This is a genomic window from Streptomyces nidicola (assembly GCF_050106155.1).
Classification (GTDB): Bacteria; Actinomycetota; Actinomycetes; order Streptomycetales; family Streptomycetaceae; genus Streptomyces.
On record NZ_JBNBPI010000001.1, the window covers coordinates 2338844 to 2361726 of the forward strand.

Annotated in this window: 19 protein-coding genes; 3 read left to right on the plus strand and 16 right to left on the minus strand. The window is 70.6% G+C overall.

The window, feature by feature from the left end; all coding sequences use genetic code 11:
* Positions 1–86 precede the first annotated feature (86 nt).
* From ACOKM3_RS10755 to ACOKM3_RS10795, 9 genes are all read right to left on the minus strand, one after another.
* Positions 87–962 (minus strand): inositol monophosphatase family protein, encoded by an 876-nt coding sequence (locus tag ACOKM3_RS10755; RefSeq protein ID WP_426899285.1) that lies wholly within the window; start codon positions 960–962, stop codon positions 87–89.
* Between the two features lie 100 nt (positions 963–1062).
* Positions 1063–2892, minus strand: coding sequence for a gamma-glutamyltransferase family protein (locus ACOKM3_RS10760; RefSeq protein WP_426899287.1), 1830 nt, complete (start codon positions 2890–2892; stop codon positions 1063–1065).
* Between the two features lie 8 nt (positions 2893–2900).
* On the minus strand, positions 2901–3977 hold the full coding sequence (locus tag ACOKM3_RS10765; RefSeq protein ID WP_426899289.1) for an ABC transporter ATP-binding protein: 1077 nt from the start codon (positions 3975–3977) through the stop codon (positions 2901–2903).
* A complete protein-coding gene (locus ACOKM3_RS10770) occupies positions 3974–4999 on the minus strand; it encodes an ABC transporter ATP-binding protein (RefSeq protein ID WP_426899291.1) in 1026 nt (341 codons plus the stop codon). Before ACOKM3_RS10770 ends, ACOKM3_RS10765 begins: the two co-directional genes overlap by 4 nt.
* Positions 4996–5817, minus strand: coding sequence for an ABC transporter permease (locus tag ACOKM3_RS10775; RefSeq protein ID WP_426906760.1), 822 nt, complete (start codon positions 5815–5817; stop codon positions 4996–4998). Before ACOKM3_RS10775 ends, ACOKM3_RS10770 begins: the two co-directional genes overlap by 4 nt.
* A gap of 50 nt (positions 5818–5867) precedes the next feature.
* Positions 5868–6821 carry an ABC transporter permease gene (locus ACOKM3_RS10780; RefSeq protein WP_327666065.1) on the minus strand — a complete coding sequence of 318 codons (954 nt, stop codon included), beginning with the start codon at positions 6819–6821 and terminating at the stop codon, positions 5868–5870.
* Between the two features lie 65 nt (positions 6822–6886).
* Complete coding sequence (locus tag ACOKM3_RS10785; RefSeq protein WP_426899293.1) at positions 6887–8464, minus strand: ABC transporter substrate-binding protein; 1578 nt, start codon at positions 8462–8464, stop codon at positions 6887–6889.
* A gap of 216 nt (positions 8465–8680) precedes the next feature.
* Positions 8681–10177, minus strand: coding sequence for a sulfatase-like hydrolase/transferase (locus tag ACOKM3_RS10790; RefSeq protein ID WP_426899295.1), 1497 nt, complete (start codon positions 10175–10177; stop codon positions 8681–8683).
* A gap of 1 nt (position 10178) precedes the next feature.
* Complete coding sequence (locus ACOKM3_RS10795) at positions 10179–11666, minus strand: MFS transporter (protein WP_426899297.1); 1488 nt, start codon at positions 11664–11666, stop codon at positions 10179–10181.
* Positions 11667–11721: 55 nt separating this feature from the next.
* On the opposite strand from ACOKM3_RS10795, the gene ACOKM3_RS10800 reads away from it, so the two are divergent.
* Entirely contained in the window at positions 11722–12369 is a 648-nt protein-coding gene (locus tag ACOKM3_RS10800; protein WP_426899299.1) for a TetR/AcrR family transcriptional regulator, read from the plus strand.
* 18 nt (positions 12370–12387) lie between these two features.
* On the opposite strand, the gene ACOKM3_RS10805 is transcribed toward ACOKM3_RS10800, so the two are convergent.
* Positions 12388–12789 (minus strand): cold-shock protein, encoded by a 402-nt coding sequence (locus ACOKM3_RS10805; RefSeq protein ID WP_426899301.1) that lies wholly within the window; start codon positions 12787–12789, stop codon positions 12388–12390.
* Between the two features lie 208 nt (positions 12790–12997).
* On the opposite strand from ACOKM3_RS10805, the gene ACOKM3_RS10810 reads away from it, so the two are divergent.
* Complete coding sequence (locus tag ACOKM3_RS10810; protein ID WP_426899303.1) at positions 12998–13663, plus strand: hypothetical protein; 666 nt, start codon at positions 12998–13000, stop codon at positions 13661–13663.
* Between the two features lie 26 nt (positions 13664–13689).
* Here ACOKM3_RS10810 and ACOKM3_RS10815 read toward each other — a convergent pair whose 3' ends face one another.
* From ACOKM3_RS10815 to ACOKM3_RS10835, 5 genes are all read right to left on the minus strand, one after another.
* Positions 13690–14415, minus strand: coding sequence for an aspartate/glutamate racemase family protein (locus tag ACOKM3_RS10815; protein ID WP_426899305.1), 726 nt, complete (start codon positions 14413–14415; stop codon positions 13690–13692).
* Between the two features lie 60 nt (positions 14416–14475).
* Entirely contained in the window at positions 14476–15966 is a 1491-nt protein-coding gene (locus ACOKM3_RS10820; protein WP_426899307.1) for an NCS1 family nucleobase:cation symporter-1, read from the minus strand.
* A gap of 257 nt (positions 15967–16223) precedes the next feature.
* The gene (locus ACOKM3_RS10825) at positions 16224–17735 is read right to left on the minus strand and encodes an NCS1 family nucleobase:cation symporter-1 (RefSeq protein ID WP_426899309.1); all 1512 of its coding nucleotides are present in this window, start codon (positions 17733–17735) and stop codon (positions 16224–16226) included.
* 136 nt (positions 17736–17871) lie between these two features.
* Complete coding sequence (locus ACOKM3_RS10830; protein WP_426899311.1) at positions 17872–18894, minus strand: TIGR03842 family LLM class F420-dependent oxidoreductase; 1023 nt, start codon at positions 18892–18894, stop codon at positions 17872–17874.
* A 153-nt stretch (positions 18895–19047) separates the two neighbouring features.
* Positions 19048–19929: an oxygenase MpaB family protein gene (locus tag ACOKM3_RS10835; protein ID WP_426899313.1), complete on the minus strand. Its 882-nt coding sequence runs from the start codon at positions 19927–19929 to the stop codon at positions 19048–19050.
* Between the two features lie 290 nt (positions 19930–20219).
* Here ACOKM3_RS10835 and ACOKM3_RS10840 point away from each other — a divergent pair, with 290 nt between their 5' ends.
* Positions 20220–21440, plus strand: coding sequence for an MFS transporter (locus tag ACOKM3_RS10840; RefSeq protein WP_426899315.1), 1221 nt, complete (start codon positions 20220–20222; stop codon positions 21438–21440).
* A 19-nt stretch (positions 21441–21459) separates the two neighbouring features.
* Here the strand turns inward: ACOKM3_RS10840 and hydA are convergent, their stop codons facing one another.
* Complete coding sequence (gene hydA / locus ACOKM3_RS10845; protein WP_426899317.1) at positions 21460–22866, minus strand: dihydropyrimidinase; 1407 nt, start codon at positions 22864–22866, stop codon at positions 21460–21462.
* Positions 22867–22883 lie beyond the last annotated feature (17 nt).

The window sequence follows — 22883 nt, forward strand, 5'->3', positions numbered from 1 at the left end:
CTTTTAAGCCCCTGCGGCGATTGAGCAGCGGGGCCCGGGGCAGAGCCCCGCGACCGCAACCACGGCGCCGGCCAAGAGACCCCGGCTCAGCCCGCCAACAACCCCGCCACCCGCCGCACCGCATAGGTGTCCCGCGCAGCCGCAAACGGCAACGCGTTCCCGCCGCGGATCGAGAACGGGACCCCGTCCCGCGTGAGGTGCGCCCCACCGGCCTCCTCGACCAGCAGGATCCCCGCCGCGTGGTCCCAGGCCAGCTCCCAGCCGAAGGCAATCGCGTCGACGGTGCCGCGGGCGATGCCCAGGTACTCCAGGCCCGCCGATCCGCAGGGCCGCGGTGCGACGCCGTCCGTGCGCAGGCCCAGCAGCGAGCGCTTCTGCTCGTCGGTCGTGAAGTCGGGGTGCGAGGTCGCGACCTCCAGGTCGGCGCCGGGCGCCGGGGGTCCGGCGTGCAGCACCTCCCCGTTGAGCCGGGCGCCCCGGCCGCGGACCGCCACGGCCATCTCGCCGAGCGCGGGCGCGTACGTCCAGGAGGCGAGCACCACGCCGTCGAGCGCGAGGGCGACGAGCGTGCAGAAGCCGGGGTCGCCGTGCACGAACTGGCGGGTGCCGTCGACCGGGTCGACGATCCAGACCGGGGCGCTGCCCTGGAGCGCCTCGTAGGAGCCCGGGTCCGCGGCGACCGCTTCCTCGCCGACGACGACGGAGCCGGGCAGCAGGGCGGCGAGCTCGCGGGTGAGGTACTCCTCGGCGCGCTTGTCGGCGACCGTCACGAGGTCGTGCGGCGCGCTCTTCTCCTCGATCTCGTCGGCGGCGAGCTGCCGGAAGCGCGGGGTGATCTCCGCTGCCGCGGCGGCGCGGACGATGTCCTCGACGCCGGTCACGAGCTTGTGGTTGATGTACGTGTTCAGAAATTCTTCCGTGTTCGGAAAGTCTTCGATGCTTTCCGTCTTCGTTTCGATCATGCCTCCATGAGAACACAGCCCACTGACAACGCCCTCACGGCAGATGAACGGCGGGCGACATCCCGAGGACATCCGGGTGCCGCCCACCGTCCGTGACGGGTCAGCGACCGACCGCGTAGCCCTGCATGCCGCGCGGGTTCGCCGCCGCGGACAGGACGCCGGTGCGCGGGTCGCGGGCGACGGCGCACAGGCGGCCCTCGGACCAGGCGTCGCCGACGGTCACGTCGTGGCCGCGGCGGCGCAGCTCGGCGATGATCTCCTCGCCGATCCGCGACTCGACGGTGACCGAGCCCGGCCGCATGCCGCGCGGGAAGAAGGAGCCGGGGAACGAGTCGTTGTGCCAGTTCGGGGCGTCGATGGCGCCCTGGAGGTCGAGGCCGCCGCGGACCGCGCCGCGCAGCGCCACCGCCAGGAAGAAGTGCACCTGCCACTGGTCCTGCTGGTCGCCGCCCGGCGTGCCGAAGGCCATGACCGGGACGCCGTCCTTCAGGGCGAGGGACGGGGTGAGCGTGGTGCGGGGGCGCTTGCCGGGCGTGAGCGAGTTCGGCAGGCCCTCGTCCAGCCAGGCCATCTGGAGGCGGGTGCCGAGCGGGAAGCCCAGCTCGGGGACGACCGGGTTGGCCTGGAGCCAGCCGCCGGAGGGCGTGGCGGCGACCATGTTGCCCCAGCGGTCGACGATGTCGATGTGGCAGGTGTCACCGCGGGTGGCGCCGTTCGCGGACACCTCCTCGTCCGCGGTGGACTTCTGCACGGTGGGCTCGCCCGCGCCCGCGACGCCCATGGCGTCGAAGCCCTCCTCGCCCGCGGCGACCGCGTGGGCGTGCGCGCTCAGCCGCGGCTCGGCGCCCAGCGGGCTGCCGGGACGCAGCTCGTGGGAGGCCTTGTCCGGGTCGATCAGGGCGCGGCGCGCGGCGTTGTACTCGTCGGAGAGCAGCGCGTCCACGGGGACGTCGGCGGCGTCGCCGTACCAGGCCTCGCGGTCCGCCATCGCGAGCTTGCAGCCCTCGACGAGCAGGTGGACGTAGTCGGCGGACCCGTAGGCGGGCAGCTCGGGCGGGAGCAGGGCGAGCTGCTGGAGGAAGGCGGGGCCCTGGCTCCAGCCACCGGCCTTGCAGAGCGTCCAGCCGTTCCACTCGTACGTCGCCGGGGCCTCGTAGGACGCCGACCAGCCGGCGAGGTCCTCGGCGGTCAGCGTGCCGACGTGGCGCTCGCCGCTGGTGTCCTTGGTGGGCCGCTGCGACTGGCGGACCAGCGCCTCGGCGATGAAGCCCTCGCGCCACACCGTGCGGGCGGCCTCGATCTGCGCGACACGGTCCTCGCCCCCGGCCTCCTCGGACTCGGCTATGACGCGCTTCCAGGTGGCGGCGAGCTTCGGGTTGCGCAGCAGCTCACCGGGCCTGGGGGCCTTGCCCTCGACGAGGTAGACCTCGGCGGACGAGGGCCACTCCGTCTCGAAGAGCTCGCGCACGGTCTCGACGGTCTCGCCGACGCGCTCCACGGGCGCGTGCCCGTCCTCGGCGTACCCGATGGCGTACTTGAGGACGTCGGCGAGGGTCTTGGTGCCGTGGTCCTTCAGGAGGAGCATCCAGGCGTCGAACGCTCCGGGGACGGCGGCCGCGAGCGGTCCGGTGCCGGGGACGAGGTCGAGGCCGAGGGACTTGTAGTGCGCGACGGTGGCGCCCGCCGGGGCCCCGCCCTGCCCGCACAGCACCCGCACCTCTCCCCCGGTCGGCGCCAGGATGATCGGCACCTCGCCCGCGGGCCCGTTCAGGTGCGGCTCCACGACGTGCAGCACGAAGCCCGCGGCGACGGCGGCGTCGTAGGCGTTGCCGCCGTCCTCGAGGACCGCCATCGCGGACTGGGAGGCGAGGTAGTGCGTGGAGGACACCATTCCGAAGGTGCCTTGCAGGGTCGGGCGGGTGGTGAACAAGGAGGCTCCTAGCGGGTGGCGGTGCGGGTGCTGGTGCTGGTGCGGGTGTTGGGGATCGTACGAGACGCTGTCGACAGTTCGTCCGGCGGTGCGGCCGCGTCCGGGGCCGTGCCGTCGTCGGCGACGAGGTGGCAGGAGACTTCCCTGCCGCCCTCCAGCGTGCGCAGCGCCGGGATCTCGGTGCGGCAGCGGTCGACGGCGAGCGGGCAGCGTGTGTGGAAGCGGCAGCCGGCGGGCGGGGCCAGGGGGCTGGGCAACTCGCCGCTGAGGACGATGCGTTGGCGGCTGCGCTGCGTGGTCGGGTCGGGGACGGGCGCGGCCGAGAGCAGTGCCTGCGTGTAGGGGTGCTTCGGGTCCGCGAACAGCTCGCGCGTGGGCGCCTGTTCGACGATCTGGCCCAGGTACATGACGGCGATCCGGTCGGCGAGGTACTCGACGGCCGCGAGGTCGTGCGTGATGAACAGGCAGCCGAATCCCCGGTCGCGCTGGAGATCGGCGAGGAGGTTGAGGACCGAGGCCTGCACGGACACGTCGAGCGCGGAGGTCGGCTCGTCGGCGATCAGCAGATCCGGTTCGACGGACAGCGCGCGGGCGATGGAGATGCGCTGGCGCTGGCCGCCGGAGAGTTCGTGCGGGTGCCGGTCGGCGTGCTCGGGGCGCAGCCCCACCTGGTCGAGGAGTTCGGCCACACGCGCGCGTGCCGCCTCGCCCTTCGCGATGCCGTGCAGCTTGAGCGGCTCGGCGACGATCTGGCCGACGGTCATCCGCGGGTCGAGCGAGGAGGACGGGTCCTGGAAGACCAGGTGGAAGTCCTTGCGCAGGGGCCGCAGGGCGCGCCGCGACATGGTCGTGACGTCGGTGCCGTTGATGCGCACGGTGCCGCCGGTCGGATCGTCGAGGCGGACGGCGCAGCGCCCGACGGTCGACTTGCCGCTGCCCGACTCCCCGACGAGGCCGACGACCTCGCCGCGTCCGACGGTCAGGGTGACGCCGTCGGCAGCGCGCACGGTGCCGGTGGATCCCGCGAAGTGGCGTTCCAGGTCGAGGAGTTCAAGCACGGGTCCGGTGCTCTGCTCGGGGCTCATGAAGCAGTCTCCTGGAGGGTGTGCGGGTGCCAGCAGGCGGCGCGGTGCGGGGCGTCGGCCCCGGCGTCCGCGGCGACGGCCTTGAGGCCGGGACGGCTCGACGTACAGGTGTCGTCGGCGCGGGCGCAGCGCGGCGCGAACGTGCAGGCCTCGGGCTGGGAGTCGAGGCTCGGCACGAGTCCGGGGATCTCGGGGAGCCGCCGCTTGCCCTCGCCGCCGGGCCGCAGCACGGCGGAGAGCAGCCCGCGCGTGTACGGGTGCTTGGGGTCGGCGAACAGCTCGTGCACCGGCGCCTGTTCGACCGGGCGGCCCGCGTACATGACGAGGACCCGGTCGGCGGTGTCGGCCACCACGCCGAGGTCGTGCGTGATGAGGACGATGGCGGTGCCGAGCCGCTCGCGCAGCGACTGGAGCACCTCCAGGATGCCCGCCTGCACGGTCACGTCGAGCGCGGTCGTCGGCTCGTCGGCGATCAGTACGGCCGGGTCGCAGGCCACCGCGATGGCGATCATGACGCGCTGGCGCATGCCGCCGGACAGCTGGTGCGGGTACTCGTCGACGCGCTCGGCCGGCGCGGGGATGCCCACGAGGTCGAGGAGTTCGACGGCACGCGCGCGTGCCTGCTTCTTGTTCAGGCCCTGGTGGCGGCGGAGCACCTCGCCGATCTGCCGCCCGATGGTGAGCACCGGGTTCAGGGACGTCATGGGCTCCTGGAAGATCATCGCGATGTCGTTGCCGCGGATCTTCCCGTACGCCCTGTCGTCCGCGCCCGCGAGCTCCTTGTCCCCGATCCGGACGGAGCCGGTGATGTGCGCGGTGGGCGGCAGCAGGCCCATGACGGCCATGGAGGTGACGGACTTGCCGCAGCCCGACTCCCCCACCACGGCGAGCACTTCACCGGCGCGCAGATCGAAGGAGACCTGGTCGACGGCGTGCACGGTGCGGGTGTCGGAGCGGAACGAGACGGACAGGTCCCGGACGCTGAGGACTGGTTCGGAGGTCTCGGAGGTCTCGGAGGTCATCGGGTCGCTCCACGGGGGTCGAGGACGTCGCGCAGGCCGTCGCCGAGCAGGTTGAACGCCAGCGTCGCGGCGACGACCGCGAGGCCGGGGAACACCGCCATCCAGGGCGCGGGCGCGAGGAAGGACTGGGCGGAGGACAGCATCACGCCGAGGGACGGCTCGGGCGGCTGCACGCCGAGGCCGAGGAAGCTGAGCAGGGCCTCGCCGATGATGGCGGTGGGGATGCCCACGGTGGCCTGCACGATCAGCGCCGAGGTGGCGTTGGGCAGGATGTGCCGGAACAGGATGGTGCCGTCGCCGCCCCCGTTGGCGACGGCCGCGGCCACGTAGTCCACGTGCTTGAGGCGGAGCGTCTCGGCGCGGGAGATCCGGATGACGGCCGGGATCTGCGAGATGCCGATCGCGATGGTCGCGTTGGTGAGCGAGGGGCCGAGGACGGCGGCGAGGCCGACGGCCAGGACCAGGAAGGGGAAGGCGAGCATCGTGTCGGTGACGCGGGACACGACGCTGTCGGCGACCTTGCCGTAGTACCCGGCGAGCAGCCCGAGCGGGACGCCGACGACGAAGGCGAGGACGACCGCGAGCACGCCGACCTGCATCGAGGCGCGGGCCCCGAACACGACGCGGGACAGCTGGTCGCGCCCGAGGTCGTCGGTGCCCAGCCAGTGCGCCCAGCTCGGCGCGGCGAGCACGTCCTCGAAGTCGGCGCGCGCGGGGTCGTAGGGCGCGACGAGCGGTGCGAACAGCGCGGCGAGCACGAAGATCGCGGCGATGACGGCGCCGGTCATGGCGAGCTTGTTCTTGCGCAGGGCGCGCAGCTTGCCGCTCTTGGCGGCGCGGGCCCGTATTCCCGTCAGGGCGAGGGTGGTCACCGGGCACCTCCGAGCCGGATGCGCGGGTCGATGACCGAGTACGCCACGTCGACCAGCAGGTTGATGAAGATGTACGCGAACGACGTGCACAGCACCACGCCTTGCAGCGTCGCGTAGTCGCGGGTGAAGACGGCGTCGATGGTGAGCTTGCCGAAGCCGGGGAGCACGAAGATCTGCTCGGTGACGACGGCGCCGGAGATCAGGTGGCCGAGTTGCAGGCCGAGCACGGTGACGACGGTGACGAGCGAGTTGCGCAGCGCGTGCCCGCCGACCACCTCGCGGCGCGAGAGGCCCTTGGCGCGGGCGGTGCGCACGTAGTCCGCGGAGAGCGAGTCGAGCATCGCGGCGCGGGTCTGGCGCATGACGACGGCGGCGAGCCCGGAGCCGAGGACGATCGCGGGCAGCACCATGCGGCGCAGGTTGTCGATCGGGTCGGTGCCGAAGGGTACGAAGCCGGAGGCCGCGAAGACCGGTACGGCGATCGCGAAGGCGAGGACCAGGACGATGCCGAGCCAGAACGTCGGCACCGAAAGGCCGAGCAGCGCGAGGGCGTTGGCGATCCACTCGGCGGTCTTGCCGCGCCGCACGGCGGCGACGACACCGGCGCCGACTCCCAGGACGATCGCCAACAGCAGGGAGAGCGCGGCGAGTTCGAGGGTGACGGGCAGCGCCTGCGCGATGGCGTCGGAGACCGGGAGCCCGGTGCGGGAGGAGTTGCCCAGGTCGCCCTGGAGCGCGTGCCCGATGAACCGGCCGTACTGGACCACGATGTTGTCGTCGAGCCCGTACGCGGAGCGGATCGCGGCCAGCGCCTTCGGGCTGCGCTCCTCACCGGCGAGCGCGAGCGCCGGGTCGCCGGGCAGTGCGCGGATGCCGGCGAACACGACGATCGACACGAGGAACATCGTGATGACGGACTGCCGGATGCGGGTGAGGACGTACTTGGCCATCGGATGCCCGGCCAGCAGCCCCGACTTCTTCAACGTGGCCTTCTTCACGGCCACTTGAGCGGTCGTCACTTGACGTACCCCGCATCCTTGACTCGGACGAGGCCGTCTCCGTAGACGTGCAGGCCCGCGACGTCCTTCCCGGTGACGACGTAGTTCTTCTGGCGGTAGAGGTAGATCAGGGTGTGCTCGGCGTTCACCTTGCGGATCAGCTCGGCGTAGATCTTGTCGCGCTCGGCGGGGTCGGACTCGGTGCGGCCGCGCTTGATCAGTTCGTCGATCTCGGGGTTGCCGAGGCCGTAGGCGTTCATCGCGCCCTTGGTCTGGAGGAAGCTCGCGATGTTGCCGTCCGGGTCGAGGCGCCCGGACCAGCCGCTCTGGAAGGCCTGGTACTGCCCGTTGTCGGTCTCCTCGAGCATGGTGGCGTACTCGGTGGGACGCAGCGTGAGGGCGAACCCGGCGTCCTTGACCATGGCCTGGATGACCTGGCCGATGCGGCTCCACTCGGGCGTCGTGGGGATCTTCAGTTCGACGTGCACGGCGCCCTTGACGCCCGCCGCCTTCAGCAGCCGCTTGGCCTTGGGGACATCGCGCTTCGGGCACTGCGAGGCCTTGACGCCGGGCGCGATCGCGGACGCCGGGGACATCGGGCCGCAGGCGGGCTCGTACATGCCCTGGAACGCGACCTTGTTGATGAGGTCGCGGTCGATGGCCAGCTCGAAGGCCTCGCGGACGCGGACGTCCTTCGCCATCGCGGTGTCGACCTTGCCGGGCGCCTGGCCGAGTCCCTTGACGTTGCCGACGTTGATGCCGATGCCCTGGTAGCCGAGCGAGGGCGAGTTGAACAGCCGCAGCTTGTTGTCGGTGAGCGCGCTCTTCACGTCGACCGGGACCATCTGGTCGCCGATCTGGACGTCGCCGGAGCGCAGGTTGGCGAGGCGGACGCTGCCGTCGGGGATCGGCTTGTAGATCACCTTGTCCAGGTGGACGTCCTTGGCGTCGTAGTAGTTCGGGTCCTTGGCGACCACGATGCGGTCACCGCCGACCCGCTCCACGAACCGGAACGGCCCGACGCAGGAGGGGTGGTTGGTGAAGTTCTTGCCGTACTTCTTGAGCGCGGTCGGCGACATCACCATGCCGGAGCGGTCGGCGAGCACCGCGGTCAGCGGCACGTACGGCTGCTTCAGGGTGAGCTTCACGCCGTACGGGCCCGTGGCCTTCGCCGACTTGAGCGGGGTGAGCTCGGTAGCGCGGGCGGATCCTGCGAGGTCGCGGTGGCGCAGCAGGGAGGTGACGACGGCGTCGGCGTTCAGCCTGGTGCCGTCGCTGAACCTGGCGTCCTTGCGTACGTCGAAGGTGACGGTGCGGCCGTCCTTGGAGACCTCGGGCAGCTTGGTCGCGAGCTGCGGCACGACCTTGCCCTGCTCGTCGACGTCGTAGAGCTTCTCGCACATGCCCGCGAAGACGGTGCGGCCCACGAGGGTCTGGGCGAGGGTCGGGTCGAGCTTGTCGGGGTCGGCGTTGAGGGCCACGGTCAGCGTTCCGCCGTCACGGACCGGGCGGTTGTCGGTCATCCGCTCCCCGCCCACCTCCGTGGCCGAGGACTGCAGGGAACCGCAGGCCGACAACGTCGACACCGCAGACATCGCCAGGACAATTGCCGTCAGGGCAACCGCTTTTCGGCGCACGAGGGCTTACCTCCGCCAGGGATGAGGGGTGGGCGATCGGTGAGCGATCAAGGAATACGGCAGAACGTATTTCGCATACAGTCCGCACACAAGAGGGTTGTCCGGGATCCGGACAACCCTTGGTGAAGATTGGATAAACACGAACGGCAAATGGGGCGCCCGCCCGTAAAACGCTCAGCGCGTGAACTCCACCCCCTCCACCTCGCGCAGCTTCCCGAACCGCTCCCTGAGCTCCGCCCGGCGCGCCCGGTCCATGGCGAGATTCACCAACTCGCCCGGATCCTCCTGGAGGTCGTACAGCTCGTGGTCGTTGTCGTCGAAGTCGGCGTCCGGGCCGTAGAGCATCGTCGAAGGCTCCGGCTTCTCGCCCAGGTCGGCGGGGAGCCCGCCGCCGACGCCGAAGTAGCGGGCGTACTTGAACCGGCCGTCGAACATGCCGCGCACCGCGTACCGCGTCTGCTGGATGCGGCGGGTGTGCGTGGCCTCGTGCGCGAACAGCACGTAGTCGCGCACGGACGCCCGCGGATCCCGGAGCACGGGCGTGAGGTCCACCCCGCGGAACGAGTCGGGCGCGGGCACCCCCGCGAGCGCGCAGATCGTCGAGGCGAGGTCGACGTGCGAGGCGAGGGAGTCGCTGACCGTGCCGGGACGGGTCGTCCCCGGCACCTTCACGTAGCAGGGCACGCGCATGATCTCGTCGTAGACGAAGGGCCCCTTGGAGCGCAGGCCGTGGCCGCCGCACATGTCGCCGTGGTCGGACGTGAAGACGACGATCGTGTCGTCCCAGCCGCCGGACTCCTCCAGGGCGCCGAGGACCTTCCCCAGGGACTCGTCGGCGAGGCGGTGCAGCTGGGCGTAGTAGTCGAGCTGGCGCAGCCACGCGCCCTTGTCGGCCGGGTCGATGCGGCCGTAGAGGCTGTGCTGCTGGTCGTGGCGCCACTGCCGCTGGGTGTCCGGCTTGGTGTGCAGATCGTCGTCGAAGTTCGCGGGCAGCTCGCTGAACACCTCGTCGTAGGGCCGCTCGTACGGCGGGATCGCCTGCCCGCCGCCCCAGTCGCCGTCGAGGAACTGGCGGATGAACTCCATCGTCCGGGGGTGCGCGCGCTGATACTCGGGCTGGTCGATCGGGTACCACATCACGTCGTGCGGGTTGACGAGCGCGACGGTGAGGAACCAGGGCTCGTCCGCCCGGGCATTGCGGCGCAGCCAGTGCGCCGCGTTGTTCGCGATGACCGGGTCGAAGTGCACTCCGGTGCCGGCGAGACCCATGAAGTGGTGGTCGTTGCCGTCCCAGTCCCCGTAGCCGTACGCCTCCATGTCGGGCCGCGCCGAGCGGGACAGATGCCATTTGCCGATGTACGAGGACCGGTACCCGGCCTGCCGCAGCGCGCCGCCGATCGTGGTGACGGACGGGTCGAGCTCGGGCTGCCAGGGGAAGATGACGTTCTCCGCGACCTGGTGCTGGGTGACGTACTGGCCCGTCATCATCGTGGCCCGCGAGGGCGAGCAGGGCGAGGAGTGCGTCCAGTAGTTCGTGAACTCCATGCCTTCCGCGAGCAGCCGCTCGCGCCACGGGAGTTCGACCGTGGCGGGGAGCCAGTCGCGCTGCCGTTCCTGGTCGGAGACGACGAGGAGGATGTTGGGGCGCTTGTTCCCTGCGGGCTGCTGCATGTCAACCGTCCTTCTCCAGTGGGGAGTTGAGGTCTCGAACGGGCGCGTCAGGCGGGGCCGCGCCGACACCGCCGGTCGCCGGGGCCCGCCCGTGTCGCATGAGGGCGGCGACGAGCAGGGCCAGGGCGGCGGCGCCCGCCGCCACCAGGAACGCAAAGACGTAGCCCGACTCGGCGTAGAGGATCTTGTCGCCGGCCACGGATCCGTCGAGGACGTGCTGGGCGAGCACGGCGCCGAGCACCGTGACACCCGTGGCGTTGCCGAGGTTGTTGGCGACGCCCATCATTCCGGCGCCGACGCCGGTGTGCGTCGCGGGCACGGCCTCGACGACGAGGTTCGACACGGACACGAAGAAGAAGCCGAACCCGACGCCCGCGAACAGGGCCGCGAGCAGGATGTGCCACACCTCGGTGTGCAGCACCGACAGGAGCGCCGCGCCCGCGGCGAGGCAGCCGAGCGCGATCACGAGGCCGGTGCGCGGCGCGTGCCGGCGCGCGAGCAGCCCGCCGAGCGGACCGCTGACCGCGCTCAACAATCCTTGTGGCACAAGGAAGATGGCGACCCCGAGCGGCGCCATGCCGAGCCCGAACCCGGTGTCCTTCGGCGTCTGCACGAGCTGCGGCAGCGTGAGCGCCTGCCCGCCGATCGCCACGGAACCGCCGAACGCGGCGAGCAGCGTCCAGCGCAGCCCGGAGCCCGCGAGGAGCCGCAGGTCGATCAGCGGATACGCGGCGCGCAGCTCGCACACCACGAACAGGACGAGCAGCACGCACGCGCCGACGGCCACCGCGATCAGCCGGGCCGAGCCCCACCCCCAGCGGCCCCCCTGCCCCACCGCGAGCAGCACTCCCGCGGCGCCGCAGCCGAAGAGCAGTCCCCCGGCCACGTCCACGCGCCGCCGAAGGCGCACCCCGGACTCCGGGAACGTGGCGACGACGAGCGGCGTGAGCACCACCGCGTACAGCAGGCAGAACCAGAAGATCGCCCGGAAGCCGAAGGCCTGCGTGAGCACCCCACCCACGACGGGCCCCACGATGACGCTGAGCCCGATGCCGGTGGTGATCGCGCCCATCGCCACCGGCACGAGGCGCACCGGGAACACATCGCGGATCAGCCCGTACGCGGCCGGGGCGATCACCATCGCGACGCCCTGCACGGCCCGCCCCGCGAGCAGCACGGGGAAGTTCGGCGCGAGGGCGCACACCAGCGAGCCGACCGCGAAGGCACCCGCCGCGCACACGATCACCCGCTTCTTGCCGTGCCCGTCGGCGACCTTGCCGAGCAGCGGCTGCGCCACCACCCCGACGAGGCTCACGACGGTGAGCGTCCAGCCGATCGACGGCGTGCGGAACTCGCCCGCCATGTGCTGCAACGCCGGGTAGACGAGGGCGAGTTCGAGCGCGACGACCTCGGTGAGCAGGATCAACGGGACCAACCGCAGGACGTACGCGGCGGTACTGCGGCCTTCGAGCCTGGACGTGTCGGTCACGGTGACGTCTTAACGCGCTTGCGTTAAACAAGCAAGACAACCGACACTCTTCGCCATGGACCCCGCGATGACCCCCGCGAACGGAACAAGGCGCCGCCTCATCGACGTGGCGGAGCGCCTCTTCGCCGAACAGGGCATACACGCCACGTCACTTCGGGAGATCGCCGCGGCGGCGGACCAGCGCAACACGTCCGCGGTCGCCTATCACTTCGGCACGAAGCACCAGCTGATCGAGGCGATCTACGAGGACCGGCTGACCGCCACCACGGCGCGTCAGCTGGAGCTGCTGGAGGCGATCGACGCGCAGGGCCGGGGCAAGGAGCTGCGGGCGCTCACAGGGGTGTTGGTGCGCCCGATGGTCGAGCGCCTGGAGGATCCCGAGCGGCCCAGCTGGTTCCTGCGGTTCGTCGTCAACGCCATGTACGTCGAGGGCATCGCGCCGAACGACCTCAGGGCCCACCCGTGGACGCGCGGCCTGCTGAAGCTGCACTCCCGGATCACGCACTGCATGCCCGAACTCCCGGACCGCGTACGGGAGAACCGGTGGGAGTTCTTCATCGGCCTGCTGCTGCACACGCTCGCCCAGCGGGAGCGGGTGCTGCAGGCCGGAGCCGACCCCGGCGAGCAGCGCCTGCTCGCGGCCGACCTCGTCGACGCGGGGGTGGCGGTGCTCACCGCCGAGGTGTCGGACACCCCGTGGTGATCAGCCGTCCAGTGGTGATCAGCTGTCGACCCACCCGTGCTTACGGCCGCTCTGCACCAACTCCCGGCGGATCGCCAGGATCTGCTCACCCGTCAGCGAGGGCGCCGAGCGCAGCAGCAACTCCGTGACCTCGTTCGTGAACTCGTCGACGCGCAGCACATCGCAGAGCACGTCGTCGCCGTCGGCCGCGTGCCGGCCGGGCGCGGGGGCCGAGGCCCCCTCGGCGAGCTGCACCGACGAGGCCTTGGGCCCGCGGTCGCCCTCCTCGATGTCGAAGGAGACCTTGAGCCCCGTTCGGATGTACGACTCAGGGATCAGGAGATCGTTCACATGCAGGAAGACGTCCTCGCCGCCGTCGTCCGGCGCGATGAACCCATAACCGCGCGCTCCGTCGAAGCGCACCACACGACCAGCGGCCACGCCGACCCCCAACCACCTCGGCGGGCCCAGTGCCCGCAGCCTCCAACAACGTTTGCGGATCCTACCCGTCCGCCCCTGTGTTCCCGCGGACCCTGCCCGGCGACGCCCCAGCGTGATGTCACAGTGACGGAAGTGGCGGTATCCGCACACAGCAACTCATGTGAGACTGACCGTCCGCCGTCCACCCTTGACGTAAGGGACGTACGCCGTGCGTTCTCTCCCGCTCCCGGTCACCCTGGCCGCCCGCCTGCTGCCCGTCGCCGTGCTCGCCTGCGCGGGCTGGGCCTATTCCGGCCCCATGGCGGAGCAGTCCGCCGGCAAGGACCCCGCCGAGTCGGCGCCGCAGTCCTCCTCGGCGCCCGACGAGCCCGGTGAGTCCGTGGCCGCGAAGACTTATCAGCAGCCCCCGGCCCCCTGTGAGGCGCTGCCCGCCTCGACGGTCAAGTCCCTGGTCCCGGACGCCAAGACGGCGGGCAAGGAGCTGTCGGCCACCGACGAGTCGGTCCGCCGCGGCTGCTCGTGGAGCGCCCTGAAGGGGTACGACTACCGCTGGCTCGATGTCTCCTTCGAGGTGAAGGACTCCGACGACCTGGCGAAGAAGGCGTTCGCTGCCGGGGACGGCGAGAAGCGGACCAGCCCGCTCAAGGGCCTCGGGGACGAGGCGCGTGTGACGAGCTCGCTCACGACGAAGAACAAACAGGACACCCGCGAGTCCGTCGTGACGGTCCGCACGGGGAACATGCTGCTGACCGTCACCTACAACGGCAGCGACTTCGAGTCGAAGGGCGCGCCGTCGAACGACACCGTGATCAGAGGCGCCCGCAAGGCCGCCGGGGACGCGGCGGCCTCGCTCGACTCGGGCAAGGGCTCCTGACTCGACCCCAGGTCCTGCCGGTCGGATCAGCCCTGGCTCGGCGGCCAGTTCTTGAACCGCTTCGGGCGCGGCGGCGCGTACGTACGCACCTTCGACGTGGTCAGGCCCATCCGGACGAGTGACTCGGCCACGGTCACGGCCGCGGCGACACCGTCGACGACGGGCACGCCCGTGCGCGCCTTGACCTCGTCCGCGAGGCCCGCCATGCCGCCGCAGCCCAGGCAGACGACCTCGGCCCGGTCGTCCTCCACGGCCCGCGCGGACTGCTCGACGATGGCCTTGACGGCGGCGTCCGGATCGCGTTCGAGGTCGAGCACGGCGAGGCCACTGGCGCGTACGGAGGCGAGGCGGTCGGTGAGCCCGGCCAGCTTGAGGCGGTCCTCGATGAGCGGCACGGCCCGGTCGAGCGTGGTGACCACGGAGTACTTGTGTCCGAGGTACATCGCCGTACTCGCCGCGGCCTCGGTGATGTCGACGACCGGGACGTCGAGGAGCTCCTGGAGCCCCTCGCGGCCGTGCTCGCCGTAGCCCGCCTGCACGACGGCGTCGAAGGGCTCCGGGTAGGCGCGGACCGTCTCCATGACGGCGATCGCGGCCAGGTAGCTCTCGTAGTTGCCCTCGCAGGAATCGGGGCCGAACGCCGGGGTGAGCGGCACGATCTCGGTGCCCGGTGAGGCCACAGCCCTGGCCTGCGCACCGATGCTCTCGGTCATGTCCTCGGTGGTGTTGACGTTGCAGACGAGAATGCGCATGGCGGGCTTCGGCTTTCTTCTTGTTGTGCTTCTTGTTGTGCTGATTCGTAGGAGCGAGGGTCAGGCGGCGGGTACGGCGATCTCCTCGCCGTCCACGTCGTTCGCGGTACGGCTGCGGTCCGCGACGGCGACGTAGAGCAGCGCGGCGAGTCCGGCGCCGATGAACCAGGAGAACCCGGAGAGCGACTTGAACGCGGGTACGAGGGCGATCACGACCGCGACGGCGGCGGCCGGGGCGAACGCGCCGACGGCCCGCAGGTGGAACCCGGAACGGTAGTGGTAGTCGCCGTCGGCGGCATCGGTGTAGAGGTCGGGCACGTTGACCCGCGTCTTGCGCACGAGCCAGTAGTCGGCCATGACGACACCGAAGGCGGGGCCGAGCAGGGCGCCGAGTCCGCCGAGGAAGTAGTTCACGACGGTCGGGCTGTTGTAGAGGTTCCAGGGCAGGATGACGAGCCCGATGACGGCGCTGACGATGCCGGCCTTGCGGAAGTTCAGCTTGCGCGGGAACAGGTTGACCAGCGTGTAGACGGGCGCGACGAAGTTCGCGAGCAGATTCACCGCGACGGTCAGGACGATGAAGGCCAAGGAGGCGAGGACCATCAGCGGGGTGCTCGGGATGGTCGCGACGATGTCCTCGGGGCCGGAGATGACCGCACCGTTGATCTTGAACTGGCCGCCGGAGAGCACGACGACGATGCCGGCGAAGAAGAGCATGTTGAGCGGGATGCCGACCAGGTTGCCCGCGACGATGGCGCGGCGGCTCTTCGCGGAGCGGGTGAAGTCGCAGAAGTTCAGGACGAAGGTGCCGTAGATGACGACCCAGAGCGCGGCGGATTCCAGGATCTGCCGCCAGGCGTCGAGCCCGGTGGGCGCGGAGCCGGTGGAGACCGCGATGGACATGTCCGCCTTGACGAAGATCCAGGCGGCGAGCGCGCACATCGTGATGAGGATGGTGGGCGCGGCGAACGCCATGTACTTGCGGATGAGTTCCATGCCGTAGCTGACGATCACGACCTGGATCACCCAGAGGGTCAGGAAGGTGATCCAGCCGAGGGTGGACAGGCCCAGGATCGAGTTGTGATCGAGCGAGGCGGCGCCGGGCGCCAGCTTCTTGATCACGGCGCCGAGCACGACGGCGGCGAGGTACGTCTGGATGCCGAACCAGGCGATGGCGACGGCCCCGCGCACGGCGGCGGGGATCTGCGCGCCGCGGATGCCGAAGGCGATCCGGCTCATCACGGGGAAGGGGACGCCGGTCTTCTGCCCCATGTAGCCGGAGAGCGTGAGCAGCCCGAAGAGCAGCAAGGAGGCGACGGCGAAGGCGATCAGGATCTGCCAGACGCTGAGCCCGAGCGCGAACAGGCCCACGGCGAAGGCGTAGTTGCCCAGGCTGTGCACGTCGTTGCCCCACAGCGTGAAGACGTTGTACGCGCCCCAGCGGCGCCCCTCCTTCTTGGTGGGGGCCAGATCGGGACTGTAGAGACCGGGACTGGTGCGGGCGGGCCCGTCGACTCCGGCGGTGGGGGTCTGTTCGTGCACGGCAGTCATGACGCGCTCCTGGATGTCCACATTTTCCGCGATGAGGAACTTCGTTTCCTCTTGGCGGGAAGACGCTACGGGCCAGTTTTGCGGTAATCAAGAGGTGTACGCGAAGAAAACACCGATTCCTCACGAGTGAACTGACTGCCCGATTCGGGCATTTGGCGAGCCGCGCATGCCTCGGACCCGCACTCCCAGTTTGGTATACCAAACCTGATGAAGTGCGGGTCCGTCAATGAGCCAGGTCACAGAATCCGGATCGGGACTCAGTCCCGCCGCTGCCCCGCCATCAACACCGTGTACAGCACGAGCGATGCCGTGAGGCCCACGGCCCAGCCGTAGTCGGCCAGCGGTTTGAGGAAGGGGATCAGGCCGTCCACCGGGAACGGGCCCGCCTTCTCACCCTTGGCGTTCACCGTCGAGTACGAGCCGCCGACGGCCAGCACACCGCCGACCGCGAAGGCGAGCACGGCACGCCAGTTCCAGCCGCCCCGGTACCAGTAACGCCCGTCCCGCACATACAGATCGGCGAGGTGCAGCACCGTCCGCCGCACGATCCAGTAGTCGGCGATCAGGATGCCCGCGACCGTACCGAGCAGCCCGCCGACCACACCGAGCCACGTGAAGATGTACAACTCGGGCGTGGACGTGAGCTTCCACGGCATGACGAGGACGCCCACCACGCCCGTGATGATCGCGCCCGAGCGGAAGCTGATGAGCTTCGGTGCCAGGTTCGCCAGGTCGTACGCGGGTGAGACCACGTTGGCCGCGACGTTCACCGAGATCGTCGCCACGAACACCGTGATCAGCGCGAAGAGCAGCCCGAACACGTTGTCCGTCTTTCCCGCCAGCGCCACCGGGTCCCAGATGGGCACCCCGTAGACCTTCTCCGAGCCCGCCGTCACCAGGACCGACATCAGCGCGAACAGGGTCATGGTCGTCGGCAGGCCCAGGGTCTGGCCCCAGACCTGTGCCCGCTGCCCCTTGCCGAAGCGCGTGAAGTCCGGGATGTTCAGCGACAGCGTGGACCAGAAGCCGATCATGCCCATCAGGCCGGGGAAGAAGACCTTCCAGAAGTCCGGGCCCCAGCCGACCTTCGACGGCTCGTGCAGCAACGGGCCGAAGCCGCCCGCCTTGTTGGCGATCCACACCAGCAGCACCACCGCGCCGACGAGCACGAAGGGCGCCGCCCAGTTCTCGAAGCGGCGCAGCGTCTCCATCCCCCGGTAGATGATGGCGAGTTCGAGGACCCAGAAGAGGAAGAAGCAGAGCCAGAGGGTCCACGGATAGCCGCCGATCTCGGCCGCGCCCGTCCACCCTCCGAAGATCTTCCCGAGGAGTACGAAGATCCCCTGGCCGCCGATCCACGTCTGGATGCCGAACCAGCAACAGGCCACCGCGGCCCGCACCATCGCGGGCAGATTGGCTCCGCGCACACCGAAGCCGGCCCGCGCCAGGACCGGGAAGGGGATGCCGTACTTGGGCCCGGCGTGCCCGGTCAGCAGCATGGGGAGCAGGACGATGACGTTCGCCAGGGCGATGGTGAGGACCGCCTGCTTCCAGTCCATGCCCAGCGCGACGAGCCCGGACGCGAGCGTCCACGACGGGATGCAGTGCGCCATCCCGATCCACAGGGCCACGAAGTTGTACGTGGTCCAGCGGCGGTCGGCGAGCGGGACGGGGCGCAGGTCCTCATTGGCGTAGCGGCTGTCGGCCGGATAGGCGTCGGCGGCGAGCTCCACCGCGGGCAGGGGTGCTCTCGGGGCGGTGTCGGTCATGGGCAGTCCGTTCTGCTCAGGGAGACGGGAACAGCGGCCGTGCGGGTACGGATGCCGTCAACTGCCTTGCCTGGTACGGGGGTTGCGCACGCTCGATCGTGGGCCGTGTTGTCCGTTCAGCGCTATCCGTTCAGCGTCATCCGTTCAGCGCGGGGATCACATCCCTGCCGTACGTCTCGATCACCGCCTCCTTCGCGTCGTGCATCGCGTACACGGCGAACTGGTCGACGCCCAACTCCCGTAGGGCTTCCAGCCGTTCGACGTGAGCGGCGGGCGGGCCGAGCAGGCAGAAGCGGTCCACGATCTCGTCGGGCACGAACGCCGTGTCCGGGTTCCCGGAGCGGCCGTGGTGCGCGTAGTCGTACCCCTCGCGCGCCTTGATGTACTCCGTCAGCGCGTCCGGGACCATGCCGGAGTGTGCGCCGTACCTGGCCACCAGGTCGGCCACGTGGTTGCCGACCATGCCGCCGAACCAGCGGCACTGCTCGCGCGCGTGGTCGAGCGCGGCCGGCGTGTCGACCTCGGTGACGTACGCGGGCGCGGCGACACAGATCTTGACCGCGGCGGGGTCGCGGCCGGCCGCCTTCGCCGCGTCCCGCACCGCCTTGACCATCCACTCGGTGAGGAACGGGTCGGCGAGCTGGAGGATGAACCCGTCGGCCTCCTCGCCTGCCATCTTGAGCGCCTTGGGCCCGTACGCGGCCATCCAGACGGGGAGTTCGGCGCCCTCGCGCACCCACGGGAACCGGACGACAGAGCCGCCACCGAGGTCCGCCTCGTCGCCCCGGCCGAGCGCCCGGATGACCTTCATCGCGTCGCTGATCCGGGCGAGGGTGTTCGGCTTGCGCCCGGCGACCCGCATCGCGGAGTCGCCGCGCCCGATGCCGCACACCGTGCGGTTGCCGTACATGTCGTTGAGCGTCGCGAACGTCGAGGCGGTGACCTCCCACGTACGCGTGCCCGGGTTGGTGACCATCGGTCCCACGGTCAGCCGCTCGGTCTCCGCGAGGATCCGGCTGTAGATGACGAACGGCTCCTGCCACAGCACGGCCGAGTCGAACGTCCACCCGTACGTGAAGCCGGAGCGCTCCGCGCGTTTCATCAGGTCCACGACCGCGGAAGCGGGCGGGTCGGTCTGCAGGACGAGTCCGAAGTCCATGGGGAGCCCCTCGTGTTCGAGTGCCGAGTTCCGGGTGCCGAGCCGCCATCGAAAGCCACAATCCTGGACTTCCCGCGGAGGCTTGGCAAGAGGCCCACCGGATGAGCTCTACGCGCGTCCAGCATCTGTCCCCGCACCCGTCACCCGCATCCGTCACCCGTGCGAGTGTCGGGCCTCCCCCGCGGGCTTGCGGCCGGGGAACGTGCCGAGGTCGGCGATCCGGTACCCGTTCGGATAGCCGCGCACGGTGCTGCTGTCCCGGCCGTGCTGCGGTGTGCCGCGCGCCGGAAGGAGGCGGACGAACCGGCCGCGCATCCTGAGCCCGCCGCGCACCACCCGCTCGACGGTCGGGTTCGGGTCCTTGTAGCCGAACGCGGCGCGCAGCGGAGGGTCCATCAGACAGACGGAGGCCCGGCGCGCGGCGGTGCCGAGCGGGCCCGGGTACCAGGACGCCATCAGGTCGAGCGTCGCCTCGGAGACCGCGTGCCCGCCCGGGTCGTACGCGAAGTGGCGCCGCTCGTAGTCGTCCATGAGGCGCTCGAACTCCTCGTACGTCTCGGGGATGTCCTTGATGTTCATCCGCCGGCCGAGGTCCCGGTAGTAGTTGGTCGCCGCGCGCACCTCGCGCTGCGAGTACGGCCGCCACGCGTAGGCATCCATCCAACGCTTGGGCACGACGACGAAGGTGGACAGAACGTAGCGGTAGTCGTCGTTGGAGATGTCGTACGCGCCGTGCATCCGGTTCATCCGCCGGATGGCCTCGCGCCCCTCCCCCGTCTCCGGGCCGTGCTCGCCGACGGCGTCGAGGATGAGCACGGTGTCGTCGTACCGCTTCTGCGCCCGCTCGGTGAACTCCCCTGTACGCCCGAGGAGTTGACCAATACTCGGGACGGCATACGTCCGATAGAGGGCGAATCCGAGCGCCTGCATAGTGTCCCAAGGGAACTCGTACGACGAGCTGATGCCATAGATCTCGTGGTAGTCGGTGTCGGGATCGAGCCGGCGGATCTGTCGGATCCAGTGGTCGCGCCGCACGCTGGTCCTCCCTGGGCCTTGGCACACGCCGGGGCCGTGTCCCCGCCGTGCCCGCCGCCCCACCTTCGTACGGCCGCCTTCAAGGATCAAGACCGACGGCGCGCGGACACGGGACGCGGACAGGGGGCGGACACGGGACGCGGGGTGACCGAGGTCACGGGGACACATGAGCCGATCACGGAATGCGCGGGTCCGTCCCGCTGCTGCACGGGTTGTCGGCCGATCCCTGTCCCAGGGACCGGCCTCCCCGTTCTTCGAACCTCCCCGTTCTTCGAAAGGCTTCCTGCACCATGCCGCTGGCCCTCCTGGCCCTGGCTGTTGTCGCGTTCGGCATCGGCACCACCGAGTTCGCCACGATGGGGCTGCTGCCCCAGATCGCCGACGGCATCGAAGTGTCGGTGCCGCACGCCGGCAATCTCGTCTCCGCGTACGCGCTCGGTGTCGTCGTCGGCGCCCCCGTCCTGACGGGCATCGGCGCGCGCATCCCCCACAAGCGGCTGCTGCTGCTCCTGTCCGGCCTGTTCGTGATCGGCAACGTCGCGTCCGCGCTCGCCCCGAACTTCGGCCTGCTCTTCGCGGCGCGCTTCCTCGCGGGGCTGCCGCACGGAGCGCTGTTCGGCGTGGGCGCGGTCGTCGCGTCCCGGCTCGTCACGCCCGACCGGGCCGCGCGCGCCGTCTCGAAGATGTTCCTCGGGCTCACCGTCGCGAACATCGTCGGCGTCCCGGCGAGCACGGCCCTCGGCCAGCACCTGGGGTGGCGCTCCGCCTACTGGGCGGTCGCCGTCATCGGCGGTGCCGCCCTCGCGGCGCTCGCCCTCTTCGTCCCGCACCAGCCGCGCGGCGGGCAGACCGGGATCCGGCACGAGCTGCGGGCGATGGGCAACCGGCAGGTGCTGATCGGCCTGGCCACGGCGGTGGTCGGATTCGGCGGATTCTTCGCCGTCTACAGCTACTTGGTGCCCATGCTGACGAACGTCACGGGCATCTCGGACTCCTCGACCACCCTGGTCCTCGCGCTCTACGGCGTCGGCATGACGCTCGGCACGCTGGTCGCGGGCCCGCTCACGGACCGCGCCCTGCGCCCGACCCTGTACGCGGGTCTCGCCCTGCTCGCCGCGGCGCTCGTGGCGTTCTACTTCGCGGTCCACAGCACGGTGCCCGCGCTCATCGTCATCACCCTCGTCGGAGCACTGGGCTCCCTCATCACGACGCCCGTACAGATGCTCCTGATGGCCAAGGCGGAGGCGGCCCCGACGATGGCGGCCGCCTCCAACCACTCCGCCTTCAACCTCGCCAACGCGGGCGGCGCCTGGCTCGGCGGCCTGTCCATCTCGGCGGGCTGGGGCTGGACCTCCCCCACCCTCGTGGGCGCGGCCCTCGCCCTCGCGGGCCTCGCGTTGGCCTTCGCGGGCGGCGCCATGGACCGCGGCACGCGCCGGTCCGACGTGGTCGCTTCGTCCGGGGCGGATTCCTCGACGCAGACCGATGAGGTCACACTGACGAAGCCGTGACCGGGGCCCGGGTGCCCCGCTACCCCAGGTACTGACACGTCCCCCGCGGCATGTACACCCCGTGCCCGGCCCGACCGGTGAACTGCCGCTCCGTCACGACGAGTTCACCGCGCGACAGCACCGTCTCGACCCGGCCCGTGAGGCGCTTGCCCTCGTACGCCGAGTAGTCGACGTTCATGTGGTGGGTCTCGGCCGAGATGGTCTGCTCGGCGGTCGGGTCGTAGATGACGATGTCCGCGTCCGTGCCCGGCGCGATGGTGCCCTTCTTCGGGTACAGGCCGAACATCCTCGCCGGGCTGGCGCAGGCGATCTCGATCCAGCGGCGGCGCGAGATGTGTCCGTCGACGACGGCCTGGTGGAGGAGGTCCATGCGGTTCTCGACGCCGGGCATGCCGTTCGGGATCTTCGAGAAGTCGCCGCGGCCCAGCTCCTTCTGCCCGCTGAAACAGAAGGGGCAGTGGTCGGTGGAGACGACCTGGAGGTCGTTCGTGCGCAGGCCCCGCCAGAGCGCCGCCTGGTGCTCCTTGGGACGAAGGGGCGTGCTGCACACGTACTTCGCGCCCTCGAAGTCCGGTTCAGCGAGGTTGTCCGTCGACAGGAACAGGTACTGCGGGCAGGTCTCGCCGAAGACCGGAAGGCCCTCGTCGCGGGCCCGCGCCAGCTCCGCGAGCGCCTCCTGCGCCGACACGTGCACCACATACAGCGGCGCGCCCGCCACCTGCGCCAGCTTGATCGCGCGGTGCGTCGCCTCCGATTCCAGGAGCGACCTGCGGACCTCGCCGTGGAAGCGCGGGTCGGTCTCGCCGCGGGCCAGGGCCTGCTCGACGAGGACGTCGATCGCGATGCCGTTCTCCGCGTGCATCATGATCAGGCCGCCGTTCTCACCGGCCCGCTGCATCGCCCGCAGGATCTGCCCGTCGTCCGAGTAGAAGACGCCGGGGTACGCCATGAACTGCTTGAAGGAGGTCACCCCCTCCCCCACCAGCAGGTCCATCTCCTTGAGCGTGTCCTCGTTCACGTCGGAGACGATCATGTGGAAGCCGTAGTCGATGGCGCACTGGCCGTCCGCCTTGGCGTACCAGGCGTCGAGGCCCTCGCGCAGCGACCCGCCCTTCGACTGGATCGCGAAGTCGACGATCGTGGTCGTGCCGCCCCACGCCGCGGCCCGCGTGCCCGTCTCGAAGGTGTCGGCTGCGTAGGTGCCGCCGAACGGCATCTCCATGTGGGTGTGTCCGTCGACGCCGCCAGGGATGACGTACTTCTGCGACGCGTCGATCGTGCGCGCGTCCGTCCAGGACGCGGCGATGTCGCTGCCGGTGGCCGCGAGGGCCGCGACGCGGCCGTCCTCGATGAGGACGTCGGCGTGCATCTCGTCGGCGGCGGTGACGACGAGACCGCCGCGGATGACCGTACGGACGGCGCTCATGTGCTCCTCCTGAGGGC